This window comes from Pseudomonas sp. D5(2026), from assembly GCF_057766845.1.
Genome location: NZ_CM173421.1, coordinates 4,702,772 through 4,719,084, shown reverse-complemented (window position 1 = coordinate 4,719,084; position 16,313 = coordinate 4,702,772). Strand labels below are relative to the sequence as shown.

Sequence of the window (16,313 nt, the reverse complement as noted above, 5' to 3'; positions counted from 1 at the left end):
TTCAGGAGTATTTTTGCGTGCAGACGCCCATTCCCGTAACCGTCCTCACTGGCTTCCTCGGTGCCGGCAAGACCACCTTGCTCAGGCACATGCTAAAGGCCGAGCATGGCCTGAAGCTCGCTGTGATTGAAAACGAATTCAGCGAGGCGGGCATCGACAGCCAACTGCTGGGTGATCAGCCGGTACAGGTAATGACCTTGGCCAACGGTTGTGTATGCTGCAGCATCCATGGCGACCTGACCCGCGCTCTTTACCTGCTGCTTGAACGCCTGGATGCCGGGGAGATTGCCTTCGATCGCCTGGTGATCGAATGCACCGGCCTTGCCGACCCTGCGCCGGTAGCGCAAACGTTCTTCATCGACGAGGAGCTGCGTGAGCGCTACATCCTCGATGGCATCATCACCCTCGTCGATGCCGCGCATGCCGAACTGCACTTGACCCAGACCATTGCTCAGGCCCAGGTCGGCTTTGCCGATCGTCTGCTGCTGAGCAAGACCGACCTGGTCGAGCCAGCTGCGGTTGAAGCCCTGCGCGAACGCCTGGCCCGCATCAATAGCAGGGCTGCGATCCGAGTGGTCGAACACGGCTGCATCGACCTGGCTGAACTACTGGATGTACGCGGTTTCAACCTCAACCCTGACCTTGGGGTAAACCTGAAACCGATGTTGCGACCCGTGCTCAAGCCTGCCACCCCGGACCGCATTTCCACGATGGTGCTGCGTACCGAAGCCCCGCTGGATATCGACCGCCTTAGCAGCTTCATGAACGAGCTGCTGGAAACCCACGGCAAACAGCTGCTGCGCTACAAGGGCGTGCTGAACATTGCCGGCGAGGAGCGCAAGCTGGTGTTCCAGGGCGTGCTCAAGCTTTATGGCTTCGACTGGGACGCCGAGTGGGCCGCAGGCGAAGCGCGCGAGAGCGTGATGGTGTTCATTGCCGATGAACTGCCCGAGGCTACGATTCGGGCTGGCTTCGAGGCAATGGCTGCGGGCTGAGCCGCTGCGGTGCCTGCCCTGCGAACCACTGCGGCCATGAGCTGCGGTGGCGGGTTTCGACCTCGATGCACGGGATCAGGCGCTCGGTCAGCACAGCGGTTTGCCGCACGGCTTTGGCGGTGCGGTATTTGATGCTGTGGATGCACTCGCGGTCGCCGAACTCGCAGCGGTTCAGGGCGGTTCCGCCGCAAGGGCCATTGGCCAGGCCTTTAGGGCAGGTTTCCGGGCAGGTGTACAAGGTGTCTTCCAGGCGGCAACGGCCGCAGGTGTCGCAACCCACCAGCGGGCGCTTCACACTGCGCTCCAGCGTGTGCAGCACTTGTGCGCCAGCGCGTGTTGCCCACAGAGGCTGGCGCACTGCCCAACCGAAGGCTTTGCTCAGGCCGTTGCGCCGGCTGAACAGCAGTGAATGCATGCCATGCATCAGGTGATAGCGGGCTTTTTCCTTGAAAGAGGCATCGACCCGTGACTCGCCCAGGCGCCAGCCCGCCTGTGGCGGATGGAAGGTTACCGCTGGCAGGCCGGGCATCTGCCAGCTGGCGTGCCAGGCCGGTGTCCATTGCTCCAGGGACTGAAGCTGGGTTTGCCAGTGCTCGATACGGGCCTCCAGGGCCAGCAGCTGTTCGAGTGTGTGAACCCCTGACAGGTGCACTCCGGCGTAACCCATCAGCTTTGTACCGATAATCTGCAGGGCCAGGCGGTCAACACTGCGTGCCTGGGCAAAGGCCTTGGACTGCGCCGTCTCCGCTTCAAGCATGTCGCGCATGGAGGGCGTGACAGTGACGCCGGCCACGTGGTCGAGCATCGTCGCGCGCCCGTGGGTGAGGCTCATGAGGCAGGCCAGCATGGGCTTGGGTGAGGCCTGGCGGTACATCCAGTGTATGGCTTCCTGGTGCTTGGCGGCATCGAAGCCCAGCTGCAAGGTGAAGAAGTCAGCCCCCGCTGCCAGCTTTTTCTCGGCCTTGAAATACTGGGCGCCGCCTTCTTCCTCGTGGTACTTGAACGGGTTCAGCGCCGCGCCCAGCAGCCAGTGCGGGCAGGCCTGGCGGGCAATCTGCAGGGCGGCGACCGATTCCAGATAACGCACCGGGCGCTGGCCAGGTTCATGGCCGGGCAGGCGGTCGCCAGTCAGCAGTAACAGCTGGTCGAGGCCGGCGGCGTCCATGCGCTGCAGTTGGGCGAGCAGGTGGTGGCGTTCGCGATCCTTGCCTGAAAAATGCGGCAGGGCAGGCACCGGGTTGCTGAACGAGGCGAGGGCGTCCAGCGGTGACATGTCCAGCGGGCTGCCGACACGATCACCGATGGCCACGGTCATAGGCCAGCCGCACAGGTGCGCACGGGCCATGATCGCTTCCATGGCGGCAAAGCGTTCTGCGGAAGGTTTGGGGACGAACTCCATGACGCAGACGAAGTTCTTTTCGCGCAGGGCGGTTTTCAGCAGGCTCATGTTGGCCGGGCACCTGGTGTGGTCAGGGTGGCATTGTGCGACAGAAGGCGAGTCGGGTCATGTCCGGATGCGCAAGGTGGTGATCTGAATGAGACATGGGAGCGCGAAGTTCATGACAGCATGATCATGAAGATTTCTTGGGTTCATCTCAAATTTAATGAGTTTGTCTCAATACCCCCACCAGCTGGAGAATCCCCCTCATTCATTCAAGCATGCTGAAGGGACAAGACATGGCACTGGCACATAACCTGGGCTTTCCACACATCGGCCGTGACCGCGAGCTGCGTGCCCGCCATTGGCAGGTGCAGAAAGACGCCGGCATCGAGCTGTTGCCGGTCGGCGACTTCGCCTGGGACAGCCACGTGCTTAGTGCTGGCGATCAGCCGTTCGTGCTGAACTGGGAACCACTGTTCGAAGAAGTGGAGCACGCCAAGGCTCTGGGTCATGCAGTCAAGCCGGTAGTGATCGGCCCCTTGACCTACCTGTGGCAGGGTCAGTCCTTGGACGGTGACTTCGACAAACTGGAGCTGCTTGACCGCCTGCTGCCCGTGTATGACCAACTCCTCAACCGCCTGGCCGCCCTGGGCGTTGAATGGGTGCAGATCGATGAGCCAATCCTCGCCCAGGACCTGCCTCAGGACTGGAAGAATGCCTATGAACGCGTCTACAACATCCTTCAACGCGCACCGTTGAAGAAGCTGATCGCCACGTACTTCGGTGGCCTCGAAGGCAACCTCGGCCTGGCCGCCAACCTGCCGGTCGATGGCCTGCACGTCGACCTGGTTCAGGCGCCCGAGCAGTACCAGACCATTCTCGACCGCCTGCCTGCCTACAAGGTACTGTCGCTGGGCCTGGTCGACGGTCGCAACGCTTCGCCTTGCGATCTGGGCAAAACCTTGGGGCTGCTGCACGAGGCCCATGAGCGCCTGGGTGAGCGGCTGTGGTTGGCGCCGGCCTGTTCGTTGCTGGAAAGCCCAGTGGACCTGGCCGTGCAGAAGTGCCAGGAAGTGGCGGTGCTGGCCGCTTCGCTGGAGCAGGACCGAGTCGCGGCTTGATCAATTGCTGCCTGTGCCGTCCTCTTCGCGGGTAAACCCGCTCCTACAACGGCCTGCGCCCGATCACCGATGTGTGTCCACCACCGACCAGTGTAGGAGCGGGTTTACCCGCGAATACGGTGGCGGCTGCAACAGTGAACGGCTGGTGGAAATTGGCCAGCAGGTCCAGCCCTTTCGCGGGTAAACCCGCTCCTACAACGGCCTGCGTGCAATCACCGATGTGTGTCCGTCACCGATCAGTGTAGGAGCGGGTTTACCCGCGAATACGATGGCGGCTGCACCAGTGAACGGCTGGCGGAAATTGGCCAGCAGGCCCGGCCTCTTCGCGGGTAAACCCGCTCCTACAACGGCCTGCGTGCAATCACCGATGTGTGTCCACCACCGACCAGTGTAGGAGCGGGTTTACCCGCGAATACGATGGCGGCTGCACCAGTGAACGGCTGGTGGAAATTGGCCAGCAGGCCCGGCCCTTTCGCGGGTAAACCCGCTCCTACAACGGCCTGCGCCCGATCACCGATGTGTGTCCGTCACCGATCAGTGTAGGAGCGGGTTCACCCGCGAAGAGGCCGGGTCTGCTTGAATCAATCAGCGCTCGATGGCCAACGCCACCCCTTGCCCACCGCCAATGCACAAGGTCGCCAGGCCTTTCCGGGCATCCCGTTTGATCATTTCGTGCAGCAGGGTCACCAGCACCCTGCACCCGGAAGCACCAATCGGGTGGCCCAGGGCAATCGCCCCTCCATTGACGTTAACCCGCTCGGCATCCCATGCCAGCGCATTGCCCACGGCCAGCGCCTGGGCGGCAAAGGCTTCGTTGGCTTCGATCAGGTCCAGTTCGGCCAGTTGCCAACCGGCCTTGTCCAGGCAACGTTGGGTCGCCGAAACCGGACCGATACCCATGATCGCGGGGTCTACCCCGGCACTGGCATAGGCGGCGATCTTCGCCAGCACCGGCAGGCCCAACGCCTCGGCCTTCGCTGCGCTCATCAAAAGCACGGCGGCGGCGCCGTCGTTCAGGCTGGAGGCATTGCCTGCGGTAACGCTGCCGTCCTTCTTGAAGGCCGGGCGCAGTTTGCCCAGAGACTCGGCGGTGGTGTCCGGGCGTGGTTGCTCGTCACGGGCAAAAACCTTGGGCTCTCCCTTTTTCTGCGGCAGCACGATGGGGGTGATTTCAGCGTCGAAACGGCCGGCCTCAATCGCCGCCACTGCCTTGCGCTGCGACTCGGCAGCAAAGGCATCCTGCTGCTCACGGCTGAGGCCGTACTTGTCCACAAGATTTTCGGCAGTGATGCCCATGTGGTAGTCATTGAAGGCATCCCACAGGCCGTCCGTGATCATGCTGTCGATCAGTTGGCCATGGCCCATGCGCTGCCCGGTACGGGCCGAGGGCATCACGTAGGGGGCAAGGCTCATGTTTTCCTGGCCACCGGCAATCACCACCTCGGCATCGCCGCAGCGGATCGCCTGGGCGGCCAGGTGCAGGGCCTTGAGGCCCGAGCCGCAGACCTTGTTCAGGGTCAGAGCCGGTACGCTGAAGGGCAGGCCAGCCTTGATCGCCGCCTGGCGTGCCGGGTTCTGACCGGCACCGGCAGTGAGCACTTGGCCGAGGATGACTTCATCGACCTGCGCCGGGTCCAGCCCGGTTTGTTTCAGCAGTTGCTTGATCACGGCGGCGCCGAGGTCGACCGCAGGCACTGTGGCCAGGGCGCCCTGGAAGCTGCCGATGGCGGTACGGGTTGCGGCGACGATCACCACGTCGTTCATGTTGTTGTTCTCCGTGCAATGGGCGTAGTGCCGCCAGCATCGGCGTGTTTGGCTTATTTGTTAAGTTTGTTTTTCTTTCGGATTGATGTGAAAAACAAATCAATGGGTCGCGAAGGTTCTAACCAGCCAATCTGGATTCCGTGCAGCTGTGAGCCTCCTGCACATAAGAACTCTGGTTTTGCATCCCTCTGATCACCCCGTAATATGTGTCGGATAACCTGCGGGGGTAGTCTCACCCTCTGATCAATCGGAATCGCCCCAAGCGGCGCTTCCCCGGCATAAACCTGACGAGGTACAGACATTGGCCATCATTCATCCTAAGGTTCGCGGTTTCATCTGCACCACGACTCACCCGAAGGGCTGCGAGCTCAACGTCCGTGACCAGATCGAAGCCACCCGCAAGCTGGGCGTACGCGAGGATGGCCCGAAGAAGGTCCTGGTCATCGGTGCTTCCAGCGGCTACGGCCTGGCTGCCCGCATCACGGCGGCCTTCGGCTTCAAGGCCGACACCCTGGGCGTGTTCTTCGAAAAACCAGGCACCGAGACCAAGGCCGGCACTGCTGGCTGGTACAATGCTGCCGCCTTCGACAAGTTCGCCAAGGCCGAGGGCCTGTACAGCAAGTCGATCAACGGTGACGCCTTCTCCGACGAAGCCCGCGCCAAGGTCATCGAGCTGATCAAGAACGAAATGGGTGGCAAGGTCGACCTGGTCATCTACTCGCTGGCTTCGCCCGTGCGCAAGCTGCCGCAGACCGGTGAAGTCATCCGCTCGGCACTCAAGCCGATCGGCCAGCCATACAAGTCGACCGCCATCGACACCAACAAGGACACCATCATCGAGGCCAGCATCGAGCCGGCCACCGAGCAGGAAATTGCCGACACCGTCACCGTCATGGGTGGCCAGGACTGGCAGCTGTGGATCGATGCGCTGGCTGGCGCCAATGTACTTGCCGAAGGCGCTCGCACCGTGGCCTTCAGCTATATCGGCAGCGATATCACCTGGCCGATCTACTGGCACGGTGCACTGGGCCAGGCCAAGCAGGACCTGGACGAAACCGCCCTGCGTCTGAACCAGAAGCTGGCCGGTGAAGTGAAAGGCGGCGCCAATGTGGCGGTGCTCAAGTCGGTGGTTACCCAGGCCAGCTCGGCCATCCCGGTGATGCCACTGTACCTGTCGATGGTCTTCAAGATCATGCAGGAGAAAGGTGTTCACGAAGGCACCCAGGACCAGCTTGACCGCATGTACCGCGACCGTATGTACCGTACCGACGGTGCGCCGGCAGAAGTCGACGAGAAGGGTCGCCTGCGTCTGGATGACTGGGAGCTGCGTGACGACGTGCAGAACGCCTGCAAGGCCCTGTGGCCACAGGTGACCACCGAGAACCTGTTCGAGCTGACCGACTACGCCGGTTACAAGAAGCAGTTCCTCAACCTGTTCGGCTTCGAGCGCGCTGACGTCAACTACGACGAAGACGTGGCCACCGATGTGAAGTTCGACTGCGTCGAGCTGTAATCGGGTAAGCCTGTACCGGCCTCTTCGCGGGCAAGCCCGCTCCCACAGGTTCTCCCCCTGTAGGAGCGGGTTCGCCCGCGAAGAGGCCAGTACAGGCTACAAAATCTTTGCTAGTTTTGGCGCACAACAACAGGAAATGCGCCATGAGTAGCCTCATCCAACCCGCTACCCCATTTCGCCACCCCGCGGCCGACGGATACAGCCTCGGCGGCTTCTGCTGGCGCCACGCCCAACCTGACCCCCAGCGCCCGCTGGTGATCATCAACGCTGCCACGTCGGTACGCTGCCGCTATTACGCCCGCTTTGCCGACTACCTGTTCGCCCACGGCTGCGATGTGCTGACCTACGACTACCGTGGCATCGGCGAATCCCGGCCGGCGTCGCTGCGTGGTTTCCAGGCCTCCTGGAGCGACTGGGGCCGGCTGGATTTCGAAGCCATGCTGGCGCATGCGGCAGCGCATTTCCCAGATCAGCCGGTGGACGTGGTGGGGCACAGTTTCGGCGGTTGTGCAGTAGGCCTGGCACCGTCGGCTGGCCAGATCCGTCGGGTCGTCATGGTTGGCGCGCAGTTCGCCTACTGGCGCGACTACGCGGCCAAACAGCGCTGGCAGCTGTTCGGCAAGTGGCATGTGGTCATGCCGCTGTTGACCCAGGTATTCGGCTACTTTCCCGGCAAGCGCCTGGGTTGGCTGGAGGACACGCCATCCGGCGTGGTGCTTGACTGGACCACACGTACCCCGCGTTATGAGCACCGCCCCAGCGGGCGGGCGTTGGCGGCGCTACCGTTCGCCCAGGTACGTGCGGCGACGCTGGCCATCAGTCTCACTGACGACCCTTTCGGGACCGTAGCGGCAACCGAGCGTTTATTGGGTTATCTGCAAAGTGCCGAGCGCCAGCACTTGCGCATTGCACCTGTGGATATCTCGGTCGAGGAAATTGGCCATTTCGCGTTCTTCCATGACCGGTTTCGCGAAAACCTGTGGCCGGTGGCCTTGCAGTGGTTGCGGCAGGGGAGGTTGGAAGGTGGGGGGCCTGGCACCATTATCGATTGATGGTGGGCTCAGGACAGTGGGGCCGCAAAGCGGCCCCGGCAATATCAAGCCTTGCGCGCAAGCGGCTGCGCAGCAAACTTCACACCCGCCAGACCGTGTTTGATCAGCGCACGGATGTTGCCATGGTCGCTACCCTCAGGCGTGGCCACCACATCACGGTAGTGCTCGCCGAAGGCCAGCAGCGCTTCCTGGTCGCTCAGCCCTTCAAGCAAGGCCAGGCCCAGGGTTTTGCACGAACCTTCGTTCTGCCCTGCCGCATTCTCCACGCCGCCGTTGTTGAAGGCCTGCGGCTGGTAGCTGTAGTTGTCGGCAATGAACGCCAAGGTATCGGCAAATACATGTTGGCCGCTGGCCAGGCTTGCGCGGAGGGTATTCAGGTCAGTCACGAGGTTTTTCCTTTTTCGAACGCCGCTTGTTGTTCGGCGCTGGCTTCTTTCTGGTATTGGGCTTTCCACTCGGCGTAGGGCATGCCGTACACCGCTTCGCGGGCATCATCCAGGCTCAGGTCCAGCTGACGCTCATCAGCGGCGGCCTTGTACCACTTGGACAGGCAGTTGCGGCAGAAACCGGACAGGTTCATCAGGTCGATGTTCTGTACGTCGGTGCGCTTTTGCAGGTGTTCGACCAGGCGCCGGAACGCGGCGGCCTCGAGCTCGAGCTGTTGTTGTGGGGTCATGGTCTTCTCTCAAGTCATGCGGTTCTTCAGGTGGCGGCCACCGTTGATGACCACCTGGCTGCCGGTGCTGTACTGGCTGGCGAGCAGGTACTTGACGGTCTCGATCAGCGGGCCGGCGCCGGGTTCGAATTCCAGCAGGGCCTTTTTCAGGGTTTGCTGGCGGTAGGCTTCGTCACCCCCTTCCTTGAGGATCAGCAGCCCGGGCAGGATACCGTTCACACGCACCTTGGGCGCATATTTTTCAGCGAATGACAGCACCATGTTCTGCAGTGCGGCTTTGGTGGCGGCATAGCCGATGTGGCTTTTACTGCCGCGCGAAGAGGTTTCGTCGCAGATGTGGATGATGTCGGCCTTTTCCACCTTGGCCAGCAGGTCACCCAAGGCCAGGTTGAGGTGGTAGGGCGCTTCGACGTGCAGGCGGAACATGGTCTCGAGGTTGTCGAGGCCGTCGTCGAGCCATAGCGAGGCGTTGTGGATGATGGCGCGCAGTCCGTCGTAACGGTCGTGCAGGTGATCGATCAGCGCCTGGCGGTCGCCCGCGTGGCACAGGTCGGCCTGAAACTGCACGATGTTGGGGTGGGCTGCCTGTGGCTGGATGCTGCGGCTGGCACTGACCACCGTATGGCCGGCCTGTGCCAGTTCGAGGGCCAGGGCCAGCCCGACACGCTGGCTGGCTCCGGTAACGAGAATGGGGCTGTTCATGTTCGGGGTGGTCAACTTGTCTGTCCGTTGGTTGCCACCCAGCATACCCGAACTGTTTCCCTGTTGTATGGCCTGGCCTCAGCGGCTGCGCAATGCGCCGGCAGTGGCCGGGGAGGGCTGCAGCCAACTGGATAGCAGGCGGGTGGACAGCGGGATGAACAGGTACACCATCACCGGCGTCAGGGCCAGGGTGCTGAGCAGTACCCGGGGCACGAGGTCGAGAGCCGTCAACCAATGGCCGAACAACAGGTTGAAGGCCAGCGAGACTGGGAAAAACGCCAGCCAGATAGCCACGGCCTGCTTCCAGCGTGGCGGTTTTTGCACCTTGTTGGTGCCAAACCAGTCGTCGATACCGCTAACGCGCGCCTCTTTGGGGCGCTCGAACAGGCCGTTGCCGCGTTGTAACCATGCGCGGCGAGAGGCGGAGTGCTCCCAGGCATGCAGGGTCGGCTCGTCGCTGAAGCGGAAGATGATCTGAAATTCGTCGCCATCCTTGGGCGGGGCAAGGATGCCCGAGCCGAGGTAGCCAGGGAAGTCGGTGGCCAGCTGTTCGCCTTCGTGCAGCCAGGCCAGCAGGTCCTGGTAGCGGCCATGGGCGGCGCGGCGCGACACCATGAGGGTAACGGGTGGGGTAGACATCGTGTATCTCCTGGCAACGGGGCTGGCGGGTAGCTGGCCCTTTGGCTGTGTGGCCCGGGGTGGTGGGCGACGCAGTCGTGCATGCAAGAATCGGGCGCACATTATCGCGCAGTTGCGATCTTCGGCAAACTATCTGCTGGCAAACGGTGGCATCAACAGAACAGCACAGTCGTAGTAAGCTATACGTTCGGTTTTTTCGCACTCAGGGTATTTTGTGCAGATGAGCGAACAGGGACGTAAACCGTTGATCGATGCAAGCTTCGAGCAGCAGGAGTTATTTCCGATTCGTGAAGTGTCACGCTTGACCGGTGTCAACGCCGTGACCCTTCGTGCCTGGGAACGCCGTTATGGACTGATTCAGCCCATCCGCACCGACAGTGGTCACCGCCTGTATTCCCAGGCTGATATCAATGAAATCCGCCGTATCCTTGGGTGGCTGGAGCGCGGCGTGGCGATCAGCAAGGTCGGCAGTATTCTGGCTCGCGGCGATGCCCTCTCCGGGCAGGCTGGCGGCGCGGTGGACGCCTGCCTGCGCTGGCAAAACCAGATTCGCCTGGCGGTACAGCACTTCGACGTGGCGGGCCTGAATCGCCTTTATGACGAGGTGTTCGCGGCCAGCACCCTGGACCAGGTGTTCGCCGATGTGTTCATGCCAGTGTGGCATGACATGGTAGTCCGGCAAGGCGGCTACGGGCAGGCCAGCGAATGGCTGTTCTATGACCAGTTCCTGCGCGGTCGGGTTTTCGCCCGCTTGCAGCTGGCCCGTGTACCGTGTAACCGCACCGTGCTATTGGCGCCATTGCCGGGGCAGTGCCATGAGCTTGAGTTGCTGGTAACCAGCCTGATCCTGGGTAACGATGAAACACGCGTGATCCCGTTGGCGAACGGGCAGCCGCTGCAAGAGCTTGCGCTGGTCTGCGAACGGCTGAAGCCGGACGCCCTGGTGCTGTTTTCCCATCAATCGCCCACAGCAGAACTCGCCCGGCACTTCAAGCGCCTGGCATCGATGCTGGAATGCCCATTGTTACTGGCCGGTGAAGCGGCGGAAGCGGTACAGGACAACCTGGCTGGCAGCCCTGTAGCCTGCCTGGGCGCGCAGGGCAGTGTGATGCGCCAGCGCTTGCGGCAGTTTCTGGCCCGTCAGCTCGATACCTGAGTGTGCAGCTCGGGGTGGGCGCGGCGGTGGGCCTGGAGGATGTAGTCGCGCAGGCGTTCGATTTCTTCGGCTGGGCTTTGGCCGAGGTCGTAGGCAGCCAGGTCCGTGCCGATGCGCCGGCCCAACACACCATGCAGTTCGATCGGGGTGATGCCGCCCGGGGCGAAGCGCAGCTCGAAGCGGGCGGGTGCTGTTGGCAAATCACGGACTTCCAGCAGTACACCTTTGAAGGAAATTTCGCGTACCCACAGGCCGCTTGCCTCGTCATGGGCATCAAGCAGTGCGCTCGGCTGGTCCATCGACAGACGCCATGGGCGCAGCATGGGGCCGTCTTCGTAGATTTCCGGTGAGCCCAGCTGAAGGTGCAGGGCGTGGAACTCGTCCTCTACCAGTTGCAGCGGGAAACTGATCTGCTGGTTGTTGAACTGGGCCTGTAAGGTCACCTGCTCATTAGCCACCAACCGGGTGAGCAAGCTTTGTATGCGGCGGTCGCCATTGACCAGCAGGCTCGACATGGTGTCAGCCAGGTTCAGTTGCGGCGAGTGCTGCATATTCTGTATGAAATCCAGCTCGTCCTGGGTCAGGAGCGCGTCTGCTTGCATGATCGAACTCGGTGGTGGCGATTTCTTCAACGGAATTGACCGTGCGTGGCGAACTTGGTTCAGGCGCGTTCGTCGGGTTTCGGACGAGCGCGCAGTGCTGCCAGCTCCCGTTCCAGTTCGACCTGGCGGCTGACGTCTTTCTGAATGCCGATGAAGTATGTGCGCTGGTCGAAGTCGCTCCTCACCGGCGTGATCGACAGCTCGTTCCAGAAGGCGCTGCCATCCTTGCGATAGTTACGCAGCACTTCGCGGCATGGGCGGCCCTCGGCCATGGCCTTGCGGATACGTGCGCGGCCAAGCTGGTCACGGTCGTCAGCCTGCAGAAACCGGCAATCCTGATAGAGAATCTCGTCACGGCTGTAGCCAGTGAGGCATTCGAAAGCGGCGTTCACGTAGATTAGGATGGTGTCGTCGCCTTCCTGTTCGGCAACCACGATGCCGTCATTGGACGCATCGACCATCGATTGCAGCAATTGCGCGTTGATCATGTCCGGGCCATAGGTGAAGGAAAACGGAAGATGGCGACTTTGGTAAGGGCGGCCTTTTGCCAGCGTTGAATGCTAGTATCCTACTTTTTCACTCAGTTTCGGAATCCTCTACTCGATGAAAGTCGCCATTATTTCCGGCTCGGTCTATGGCACCGCCGAAGAAGTCGCCCGTCACGCTGAATCGCTGCTCAAGGCGGCGGGTTTCGAGGCTTGGCATGCTGCGCGTGCCACCCTTCAGGATCTTCAGGGTTTCGCCCCCGACGCCTTGCTGGCCGTGACCTCGACCACCGGTATGGGTGAGCTGCCGGACAACCTCATGCCGCTGTACAGCACCATTCGTGACACACTGCCCGCAGCCTGGCGTGGCTTGCCTGGCGCGGTGATCGCGCTGGGCGACTCCAGTTATGGCGATACCTATTGCGGTGGTGGCGAGCAGATGCGTGAGCTGTTCGCCGAACTGGGCGTGCGCGAAGTGCAGCCAATGCTGCGCCTGGATGCGAGCGAGACGGTGACCCCGGAAGCGGATGCCGAGCCTTGGCTGGCTGAGTTGGCGAGCGCACTGAAAGCCTGAACCGGCACCTGTGCAGGCGTGTTAGCTGTGCGGCTCGCGCAACAAGGCCAGCCACGCCTGCGCTGCCCGTGACAGGTAGGCGCCGCGTCGCCAGATAAACGCGATGTCCCAGCGCAAATCTTCCTGCGTATTCAACGGCACACGCACCACCCCGGGGCGCTCCAGCGCTTTTGCCACTACCCGGGGCAGCATCACCACGCCCTGGCCCGCTGCAACCAGCGCTGCCAAAAAATCCGCCTGCCCGCTGCGTCCGCCTTCCTTGGGGGTGAAACCCTGCTGCTGGCACGCCTTCAGCAGCCGGTCGTTGAGCACAAAACTGCGCTGGTACAGCAGAAAAGGTGTATCGGCCAGTTGCTCCAGGGCCACAGCGTCCAGGCCCGCCAAGGCATGGCCAGCCGGCAGCAACGCATCCAGCCGTTCGTTGCAGAAAGGCTGGTAGTCGAATGCCTCGTCGGTAGGCGTCAAACAGCCGCCCAGTTCCAGTTCGCCACTTCTGACCGCCTGTTCGATGCTGCGGCTGCCGCCTTCCAGCAGCTGGATGGCGATGTTCGGATGACGCCGCCGGTACTCGGCGAACAAGCCGGCGAACAACGTGTCGCTGCCAAGCATCGGCAAGCCCAGGCGTAGTTCGCCACGCTCCATCTGGCTGAGATCGTCCAGCTCGTTGAGCAGCGCCTGGCGCTGACGCAGCAAGGCTTCGCCACGCTCCAGCACGATGCGGCCGGCAGCGGTCAAGTGCAGTTGCGAAGCCTGGCGCTCCAGCAGCGGCTGGCCCACATCTTGCTCAAGCTGGGCCACTTGCTTGCTCACGGCCGACTGGCTGATGTGCAGGGTCTGTGCCGCCTGGGTAAAACCGCCACGGTGGACCACTTCGATGAAGCTGCGCAGTTGTTTGAATTCCATGCTTAGGATTCCATTTTGGAATGGTGAGCAGTCTAACAATTCGCTTCTGGCCTAGGCAGCCAAATCTTAAAATGAGGGCCTGTCGAGGAACCCCGCCATGAAATCTGCATTATTGAAAAAAGCCCTGCGCCTGCTTGTCGAGCTGGCGGTTCTCTGTGCGCTGTTCCTGTTAGGTGGCCAGATTGCCAGTTGGCTGGGCTGGCCGATCCCCGGTGGTGTGATGGGCCTGGCACTGCTGTTGATACTGTTCGCTTCGGGTGTGCTCAAACCGGCCATGCTGCAATTGGGTGCTGGCTGGCTGATGGCTGAGATGCTGTTGTTCTTCATCCCAGCGCTGATGAGCCTGCTCGACTATGGCTCACTGATCCGTGATGAGGGCTGGCGCATCTTGCTGGTGATCGCCGTGAGCACGCTGATGGTGATGATAGTGACCGCCATGACCGTTGAGCTGGTGTGCCGCTGGAGGTTGCGCCATGAGCCTTGAACCCATGCCGCTGTTCTGGTTGGCCTTGACCTTGCTGGCTTACCTGGGCAGCCGCTGGTTGTACCGGCGTAGCAAACGCTACCTGCTGTCACCGTTGATCCTGGTGCCGGTGTTGCTGTTGGCTGTGGCCGTGCCACTGCATACAGCCTATGCCGAGTATGCGCGCAACACCCACTGGTTGATGAGCGTGCTCGGCCCGGTGACCGTAGCCTTCGCGGTGCCGATCTGGCAGCAGCGGGCCATGCTGGCGCGCCACTGGCCGGCCTTGATGGTGGGCATGGTCGCTGGCAGCAGTGCCTCGATCGCCAGCTCCTGGGGGCTGGCGCACCTGTTGGCGCTGGACAGCGCAACCAGCCTGTCGCTGGTGCCGCGCTCGATCACCACGCCATTTGCCATGCCCTTGGCCCACGACCTGGGTGGGGTGCCAGAACTGACCGCGGTGTTCGTGATGTTCACCGGCGTGCTCGGTGCCATGTTCGGCGGTGTGCTGTTGCGTTGGTTGCCGCTGCGTACGCCGCTGGCACGAGGTGCGCTGTTCGGTGTTGGCGCGCATGGTGCCGGGGTTAGCCGGGCGCAGGAAGTGGGCCGTGAGGAAGGCTCGGTGGCCGGTCTGGTGATGGTCCTGACCGGGCTACTCAACCTGTTCGCGGCCCCCTTGTTGGCCTTGCTCCTCTGACCGTTCGTGCCACTGACTCGCTCAGTCATCAAGCTGGCTGGCAACGCAAGTTCCAGCCAATGGGCTGCTGGCTAGACTTTGCCTCGACATAGAGAGCACATGTAAGTGCCGAGGTGACATGCAATGAACGCAGCCTTGCCCTATTCCGCCAACACCACAACACCGGGACCCTTCTGATGCCTATGGCCGAGATTCCATTGTGCGTCTGGCGTACCCGGGCACAGAGTTTCATCTTCCGGGGCCAGAGCATCCGCTACTGGACCGCAGGGCAAGGAGAGCCTCTGCTTCTGTTACACGGTTTCCCCACCGCCAGTTGGGACTGGCACTACCTGTGGGGCCCTCTGAGCCAACGTTTCCGGGTGATCGCTTGCGACATGCTTGGCTTTGGTGATTCGGACAAGCCCGTCGATCACACTTACAGCCTGATGGAGCAGGCAGACCTGCAGCAGGCATTGCTTGCCCATCTGCAGGTCGCGCAGCCAGTGCATCTGTTGGCCCACGACTACGGCGGCAGCGTGGCTCAGGAACTGCTGGCGCGACACCATGAGCAGCGTGCCGACATTGGCAGCTGTGTGTTCCTCAACAGCGGGCTGTTCCCCGAAAGCTGCCGCATGCTACTGATCCAGAAGTTGCTGCTCAGCCGGTTTGGCTGGCTGGTCGGGCGCTCGTTCGGGCGTGACGACCTGGTGCGCAATGTGATGCAGGTCTACGGCCCCTGCACCCATCCCAGTGAAAGCGCGCTGGATGACTTCTGGAGCCTGATCGCTGCCAACCGGGGCACGCGCATCCTGCACAAGCTGGTGGGCTACATGCCGGAGCGCAGGTTGCACCGCGAACGCTGGGTAGGGGCGATGCAACGTAAAGGCGTGCCGCTGCGCTTGATCAATGGCATTGTCGACCCGCTTTCCGGCGCGCACATGCTTGAGCGCTACCGGCAACTGGTGCCGGAGCCGGACACCGTGCAGTTACTGGGCATTGGCCATTACCCGCATACGGAAGCGCCAGTGCAGGTACTGCGCCACTACCTGGCCTTTCGTGAGCGGCCGCTGAGCTATTACCCGCCGAAAGTGGCGTGGTCATGACGAGGCCTTTGCGCTGATGAGAGTGACAGCCACCTGACGGGCAGGATGCATTTTCAGACATCAAAAAAAAGGCCGCTGCAAGCCGCAGCGGCCAATCGAGACGTCAGATCAAGGAGCTTCAAAATCTACGTCGGTGAACCTAGCAGGCTTGAAAGGCGGGGGGGAGAGCCCTTCAAGCCGGCCAGTGAGTTAAGAATAAGCGCTTGATCCGTCTGGAAAAATAGCTTCTGTCGACATTCACCTTTACGTTTCGGGCAACAGTGCCAAGTGCTGGTAAGTTTCCCTGCGCTATTGCCTTTCTCATCCGTTCACTCGAACAGAACCCGGACGCACCTGCGGATTTTCTGATCTACAGCCTGGCCAGCGGTTACTGGTTCGATACTGAACGCGCGCGCTGTCCGTGAACTCGTCCCTGCCTTTGCTGAAAGCAGACCATCATCAAAGGGCACCCCACGTATTACACCTTTTCCGGCTTTGCCCGCATTACTTCGGCTACCGGCCAGGATAT

General features: G+C 61.9%; 18 protein-coding genes. 9 read left to right on the top strand and 9 right to left on the bottom strand.

Annotated elements, in window-relative coordinates; all coding sequences use genetic code 11:
* Positions 1–17: 17 nt before the first annotated feature.
* Entirely contained in the window at positions 18–995 is a 978-nt protein-coding gene (yjiA, locus tag AC3B5Q_RS21865; RefSeq protein WP_021784290.1) for a GTPase, read from the top strand.
* On the opposite strand, the gene AC3B5Q_RS21860 is transcribed toward yjiA, so the two are convergent.
* Positions 955–2,442, bottom strand: a complete 1,488-nt coding sequence (locus AC3B5Q_RS21860; RefSeq protein ID WP_021784289.1) for a methylenetetrahydrofolate reductase C-terminal domain-containing protein — start codon at positions 2,440–2,442, stop codon at positions 955–957. The genes yjiA and AC3B5Q_RS21860 overlap by 41 nt on opposite strands.
* A gap of 230 nt (positions 2,443–2,672) precedes the next feature.
* Here AC3B5Q_RS21860 and AC3B5Q_RS21855 point away from each other — a divergent pair, with 230 nt between their 5' ends.
* Positions 2,673–3,497 carry a 5-methyltetrahydropteroyltriglutamate--homocysteine methyltransferase gene (locus tag AC3B5Q_RS21855; protein ID WP_028698126.1) on the top strand — a complete coding sequence of 275 codons (825 nt, stop codon included), beginning with the start codon at positions 2,673–2,675 and terminating at the stop codon, positions 3,495–3,497.
* Positions 3,498–4,082: 585 nt separating this feature from the next.
* Here the strand turns inward: AC3B5Q_RS21855 and AC3B5Q_RS21850 are convergent.
* Positions 4,083–5,261, bottom strand: coding sequence for an acetyl-CoA C-acetyltransferase (locus AC3B5Q_RS21850; RefSeq protein ID WP_274119445.1), 1,179 nt, complete (start codon positions 5,259–5,261; stop codon positions 4,083–4,085).
* Between the two features lie 301 nt (positions 5,262–5,562).
* Here AC3B5Q_RS21850 and fabV point away from each other — a divergent pair, with 301 nt between their 5' ends.
* Both fabV and AC3B5Q_RS21840 read left to right on the top strand, forming a co-directional pair.
* A complete protein-coding gene (gene fabV / locus AC3B5Q_RS21845) occupies positions 5,563–6,774 on the top strand; it encodes an enoyl-ACP reductase FabV (protein WP_003251642.1) in 1,212 nt (403 codons plus the stop codon).
* A gap of 143 nt (positions 6,775–6,917) precedes the next feature.
* Positions 6,918–7,826, top strand: a complete 909-nt coding sequence (locus tag AC3B5Q_RS21840) for an alpha/beta hydrolase family protein (protein WP_274119444.1) — start codon at positions 6,918–6,920, stop codon at positions 7,824–7,826.
* A 44-nt stretch (positions 7,827–7,870) separates the two neighbouring features.
* On the opposite strand, the gene AC3B5Q_RS21835 is transcribed toward AC3B5Q_RS21840, so the two are convergent.
* From AC3B5Q_RS21835 to AC3B5Q_RS21820, 4 genes are read right to left on the bottom strand one after another with little or no spacing between them, the layout of a single operon-like run.
* Entirely contained in the window at positions 7,871–8,212 is a 342-nt protein-coding gene (locus AC3B5Q_RS21835; protein ID WP_003251646.1) for a HopJ type III effector protein, read from the bottom strand.
* Positions 8,209–8,502 carry a DUF1244 domain-containing protein gene (locus tag AC3B5Q_RS21830; protein WP_003251648.1) on the bottom strand — a complete coding sequence of 98 codons (294 nt, stop codon included), beginning with the start codon at positions 8,500–8,502 and terminating at the stop codon, positions 8,209–8,211. The genes AC3B5Q_RS21835 and AC3B5Q_RS21830 overlap by 4 nt, the downstream gene beginning before the upstream one ends.
* A 9-nt stretch (positions 8,503–8,511) precedes the next feature.
* Positions 8,512–9,249 (bottom strand): dihydromonapterin reductase, encoded by a 738-nt coding sequence (gene folM / locus AC3B5Q_RS21825; RefSeq protein WP_274119443.1) that lies wholly within the window; start codon positions 9,247–9,249, stop codon positions 8,512–8,514.
* A 33-nt stretch (positions 9,250–9,282) separates the two neighbouring features.
* Entirely contained in the window at positions 9,283–9,843 is a 561-nt protein-coding gene (locus AC3B5Q_RS21820) for a putative antibiotic biosynthesis monooxygenase (RefSeq protein ID WP_274119442.1), read from the bottom strand.
* A gap of 220 nt (positions 9,844–10,063) precedes the next feature.
* On the opposite strand from AC3B5Q_RS21820, the gene AC3B5Q_RS21815 reads away from it, so the two are divergent.
* Positions 10,064–10,999 carry a MerR family transcriptional regulator gene (locus AC3B5Q_RS21815; protein WP_021784282.1) on the top strand — a complete coding sequence of 312 codons (936 nt, stop codon included), beginning with the start codon at positions 10,064–10,066 and terminating at the stop codon, positions 10,997–10,999.
* Here the strand turns inward: AC3B5Q_RS21815 and AC3B5Q_RS21810 are convergent.
* Positions 10,984–11,601 (bottom strand): hypothetical protein, encoded by a 618-nt coding sequence (locus tag AC3B5Q_RS21810; RefSeq protein ID WP_021784281.1) that lies wholly within the window; start codon positions 11,599–11,601, stop codon positions 10,984–10,986. The genes AC3B5Q_RS21815 and AC3B5Q_RS21810 overlap by 16 nt on opposite strands.
* Before the next feature lie 59 nt (positions 11,602–11,660).
* Positions 11,661–12,089: a PAS domain-containing protein gene (locus AC3B5Q_RS21805; RefSeq protein ID WP_021784280.1), complete on the bottom strand. Its 429-nt coding sequence runs from the start codon at positions 12,087–12,089 to the stop codon at positions 11,661–11,663.
* A gap of 115 nt (positions 12,090–12,204) precedes the next feature.
* Here AC3B5Q_RS21805 and AC3B5Q_RS21800 point away from each other — a divergent pair, with 115 nt between their 5' ends.
* Positions 12,205–12,660: a flavodoxin gene (locus AC3B5Q_RS21800; protein ID WP_021784279.1), complete on the top strand. Its 456-nt coding sequence runs from the start codon at positions 12,205–12,207 to the stop codon at positions 12,658–12,660.
* 21 nt (positions 12,661–12,681) lie between these two features.
* Here the strand turns inward: AC3B5Q_RS21800 and AC3B5Q_RS21795 are convergent, their stop codons facing one another.
* The gene (locus AC3B5Q_RS21795; RefSeq protein WP_021784278.1) at positions 12,682–13,563 is read right to left on the bottom strand and encodes a LysR family transcriptional regulator; all 882 of its coding nucleotides are present in this window, start codon (positions 13,561–13,563) and stop codon (positions 12,682–12,684) included.
* Positions 13,564–13,660: 97 nt separating this feature from the next.
* Between AC3B5Q_RS21795 and AC3B5Q_RS21790 the strand changes: the two genes are divergently transcribed.
* From AC3B5Q_RS21790 to AC3B5Q_RS21780, 3 genes are all read left to right on the top strand, one after another.
* Complete coding sequence (locus AC3B5Q_RS21790; RefSeq protein ID WP_021784277.1) at positions 13,661–14,047, top strand: CidA/LrgA family protein; 387 nt, start codon at positions 13,661–13,663, stop codon at positions 14,045–14,047.
* Positions 14,037–14,723 (top strand): LrgB family protein, encoded by a 687-nt coding sequence (locus AC3B5Q_RS21785; protein ID WP_021784276.1) that lies wholly within the window; start codon positions 14,037–14,039, stop codon positions 14,721–14,723. The genes AC3B5Q_RS21790 and AC3B5Q_RS21785 overlap by 11 nt, the downstream gene beginning before the upstream one ends.
* 176 nt (positions 14,724–14,899) lie before the next feature.
* Positions 14,900–15,805: an alpha/beta fold hydrolase gene (locus tag AC3B5Q_RS21780; protein WP_021784275.1), complete on the top strand. Its 906-nt coding sequence runs from the start codon at positions 14,900–14,902 to the stop codon at positions 15,803–15,805.
* Positions 15,806–16,313 lie beyond the last annotated feature (508 nt).

Excerpts from the sequence above, each read along its gene's own strand:
- AC3B5Q_RS21785 (WP_021784276.1), top strand. The coding sequence starts at position 14,037 with ATGAGCCTTGAACCCATGCCGCTGTTCTGGTTGGCCTTGACCTTGCTG.
- AC3B5Q_RS21810 (WP_021784281.1), bottom strand. The coding sequence starts at position 11,601 with ATGCAAGCAGACGCGCTCCTGACCCAGGACGAGCTGGATTTCATACAG.
- AC3B5Q_RS21860 (WP_021784289.1), bottom strand. The coding sequence starts at position 2,442 with ATGAGCCTGCTGAAAACCGCCCTGCGCGAAAAGAACTTCGTCTGCGTC.
- AC3B5Q_RS21840 (WP_274119444.1), top strand. The coding sequence starts at position 6,918 with ATGAGTAGCCTCATCCAACCCGCTACCCCATTTCGCCACCCCGCGGCC.
- AC3B5Q_RS21800 (WP_021784279.1), top strand. The coding sequence starts at position 12,205 with ATGAAAGTCGCCATTATTTCCGGCTCGGTCTATGGCACCGCCGAAGAA.
- AC3B5Q_RS21795 (WP_021784278.1), bottom strand. The coding sequence starts at position 13,563 with ATGGAATTCAAACAACTGCGCAGCTTCATCGAAGTGGTCCACCGTGGC.
- AC3B5Q_RS21815 (WP_021784282.1), top strand. The coding sequence starts at position 10,064 with ATGAGCGAACAGGGACGTAAACCGTTGATCGATGCAAGCTTCGAGCAG.
- AC3B5Q_RS21830 (WP_003251648.1), bottom strand. The coding sequence starts at position 8,502 with ATGACCCCACAACAACAGCTCGAGCTCGAGGCCGCCGCGTTCCGGCGC.
- AC3B5Q_RS21805 (WP_021784280.1), bottom strand. The coding sequence starts at position 12,089 with ATGATCAACGCGCAATTGCTGCAATCGATGGTCGATGCGTCCAATGAC.
- AC3B5Q_RS21780 (WP_021784275.1), top strand. The coding sequence starts at position 14,900 with ATGCCTATGGCCGAGATTCCATTGTGCGTCTGGCGTACCCGGGCACAG.
- AC3B5Q_RS21820 (WP_274119442.1), bottom strand. The coding sequence starts at position 9,843 with ATGTCTACCCCACCCGTTACCCTCATGGTGTCGCGCCGCGCCGCCCAT.
- folM (WP_274119443.1), bottom strand. The coding sequence starts at position 9,249 with ATGCTGGGTGGCAACCAACGGACAGACAAGTTGACCACCCCGAACATG.
- AC3B5Q_RS21790 (WP_021784277.1), top strand. The coding sequence starts at position 13,661 with ATGAAATCTGCATTATTGAAAAAAGCCCTGCGCCTGCTTGTCGAGCTG.
- AC3B5Q_RS21850 (WP_274119445.1), bottom strand. The coding sequence starts at position 5,261 with ATGAACGACGTGGTGATCGTCGCCGCAACCCGTACCGCCATCGGCAGC.
- AC3B5Q_RS21855 (WP_028698126.1), top strand. The coding sequence starts at position 2,673 with ATGGCACTGGCACATAACCTGGGCTTTCCACACATCGGCCGTGACCGC.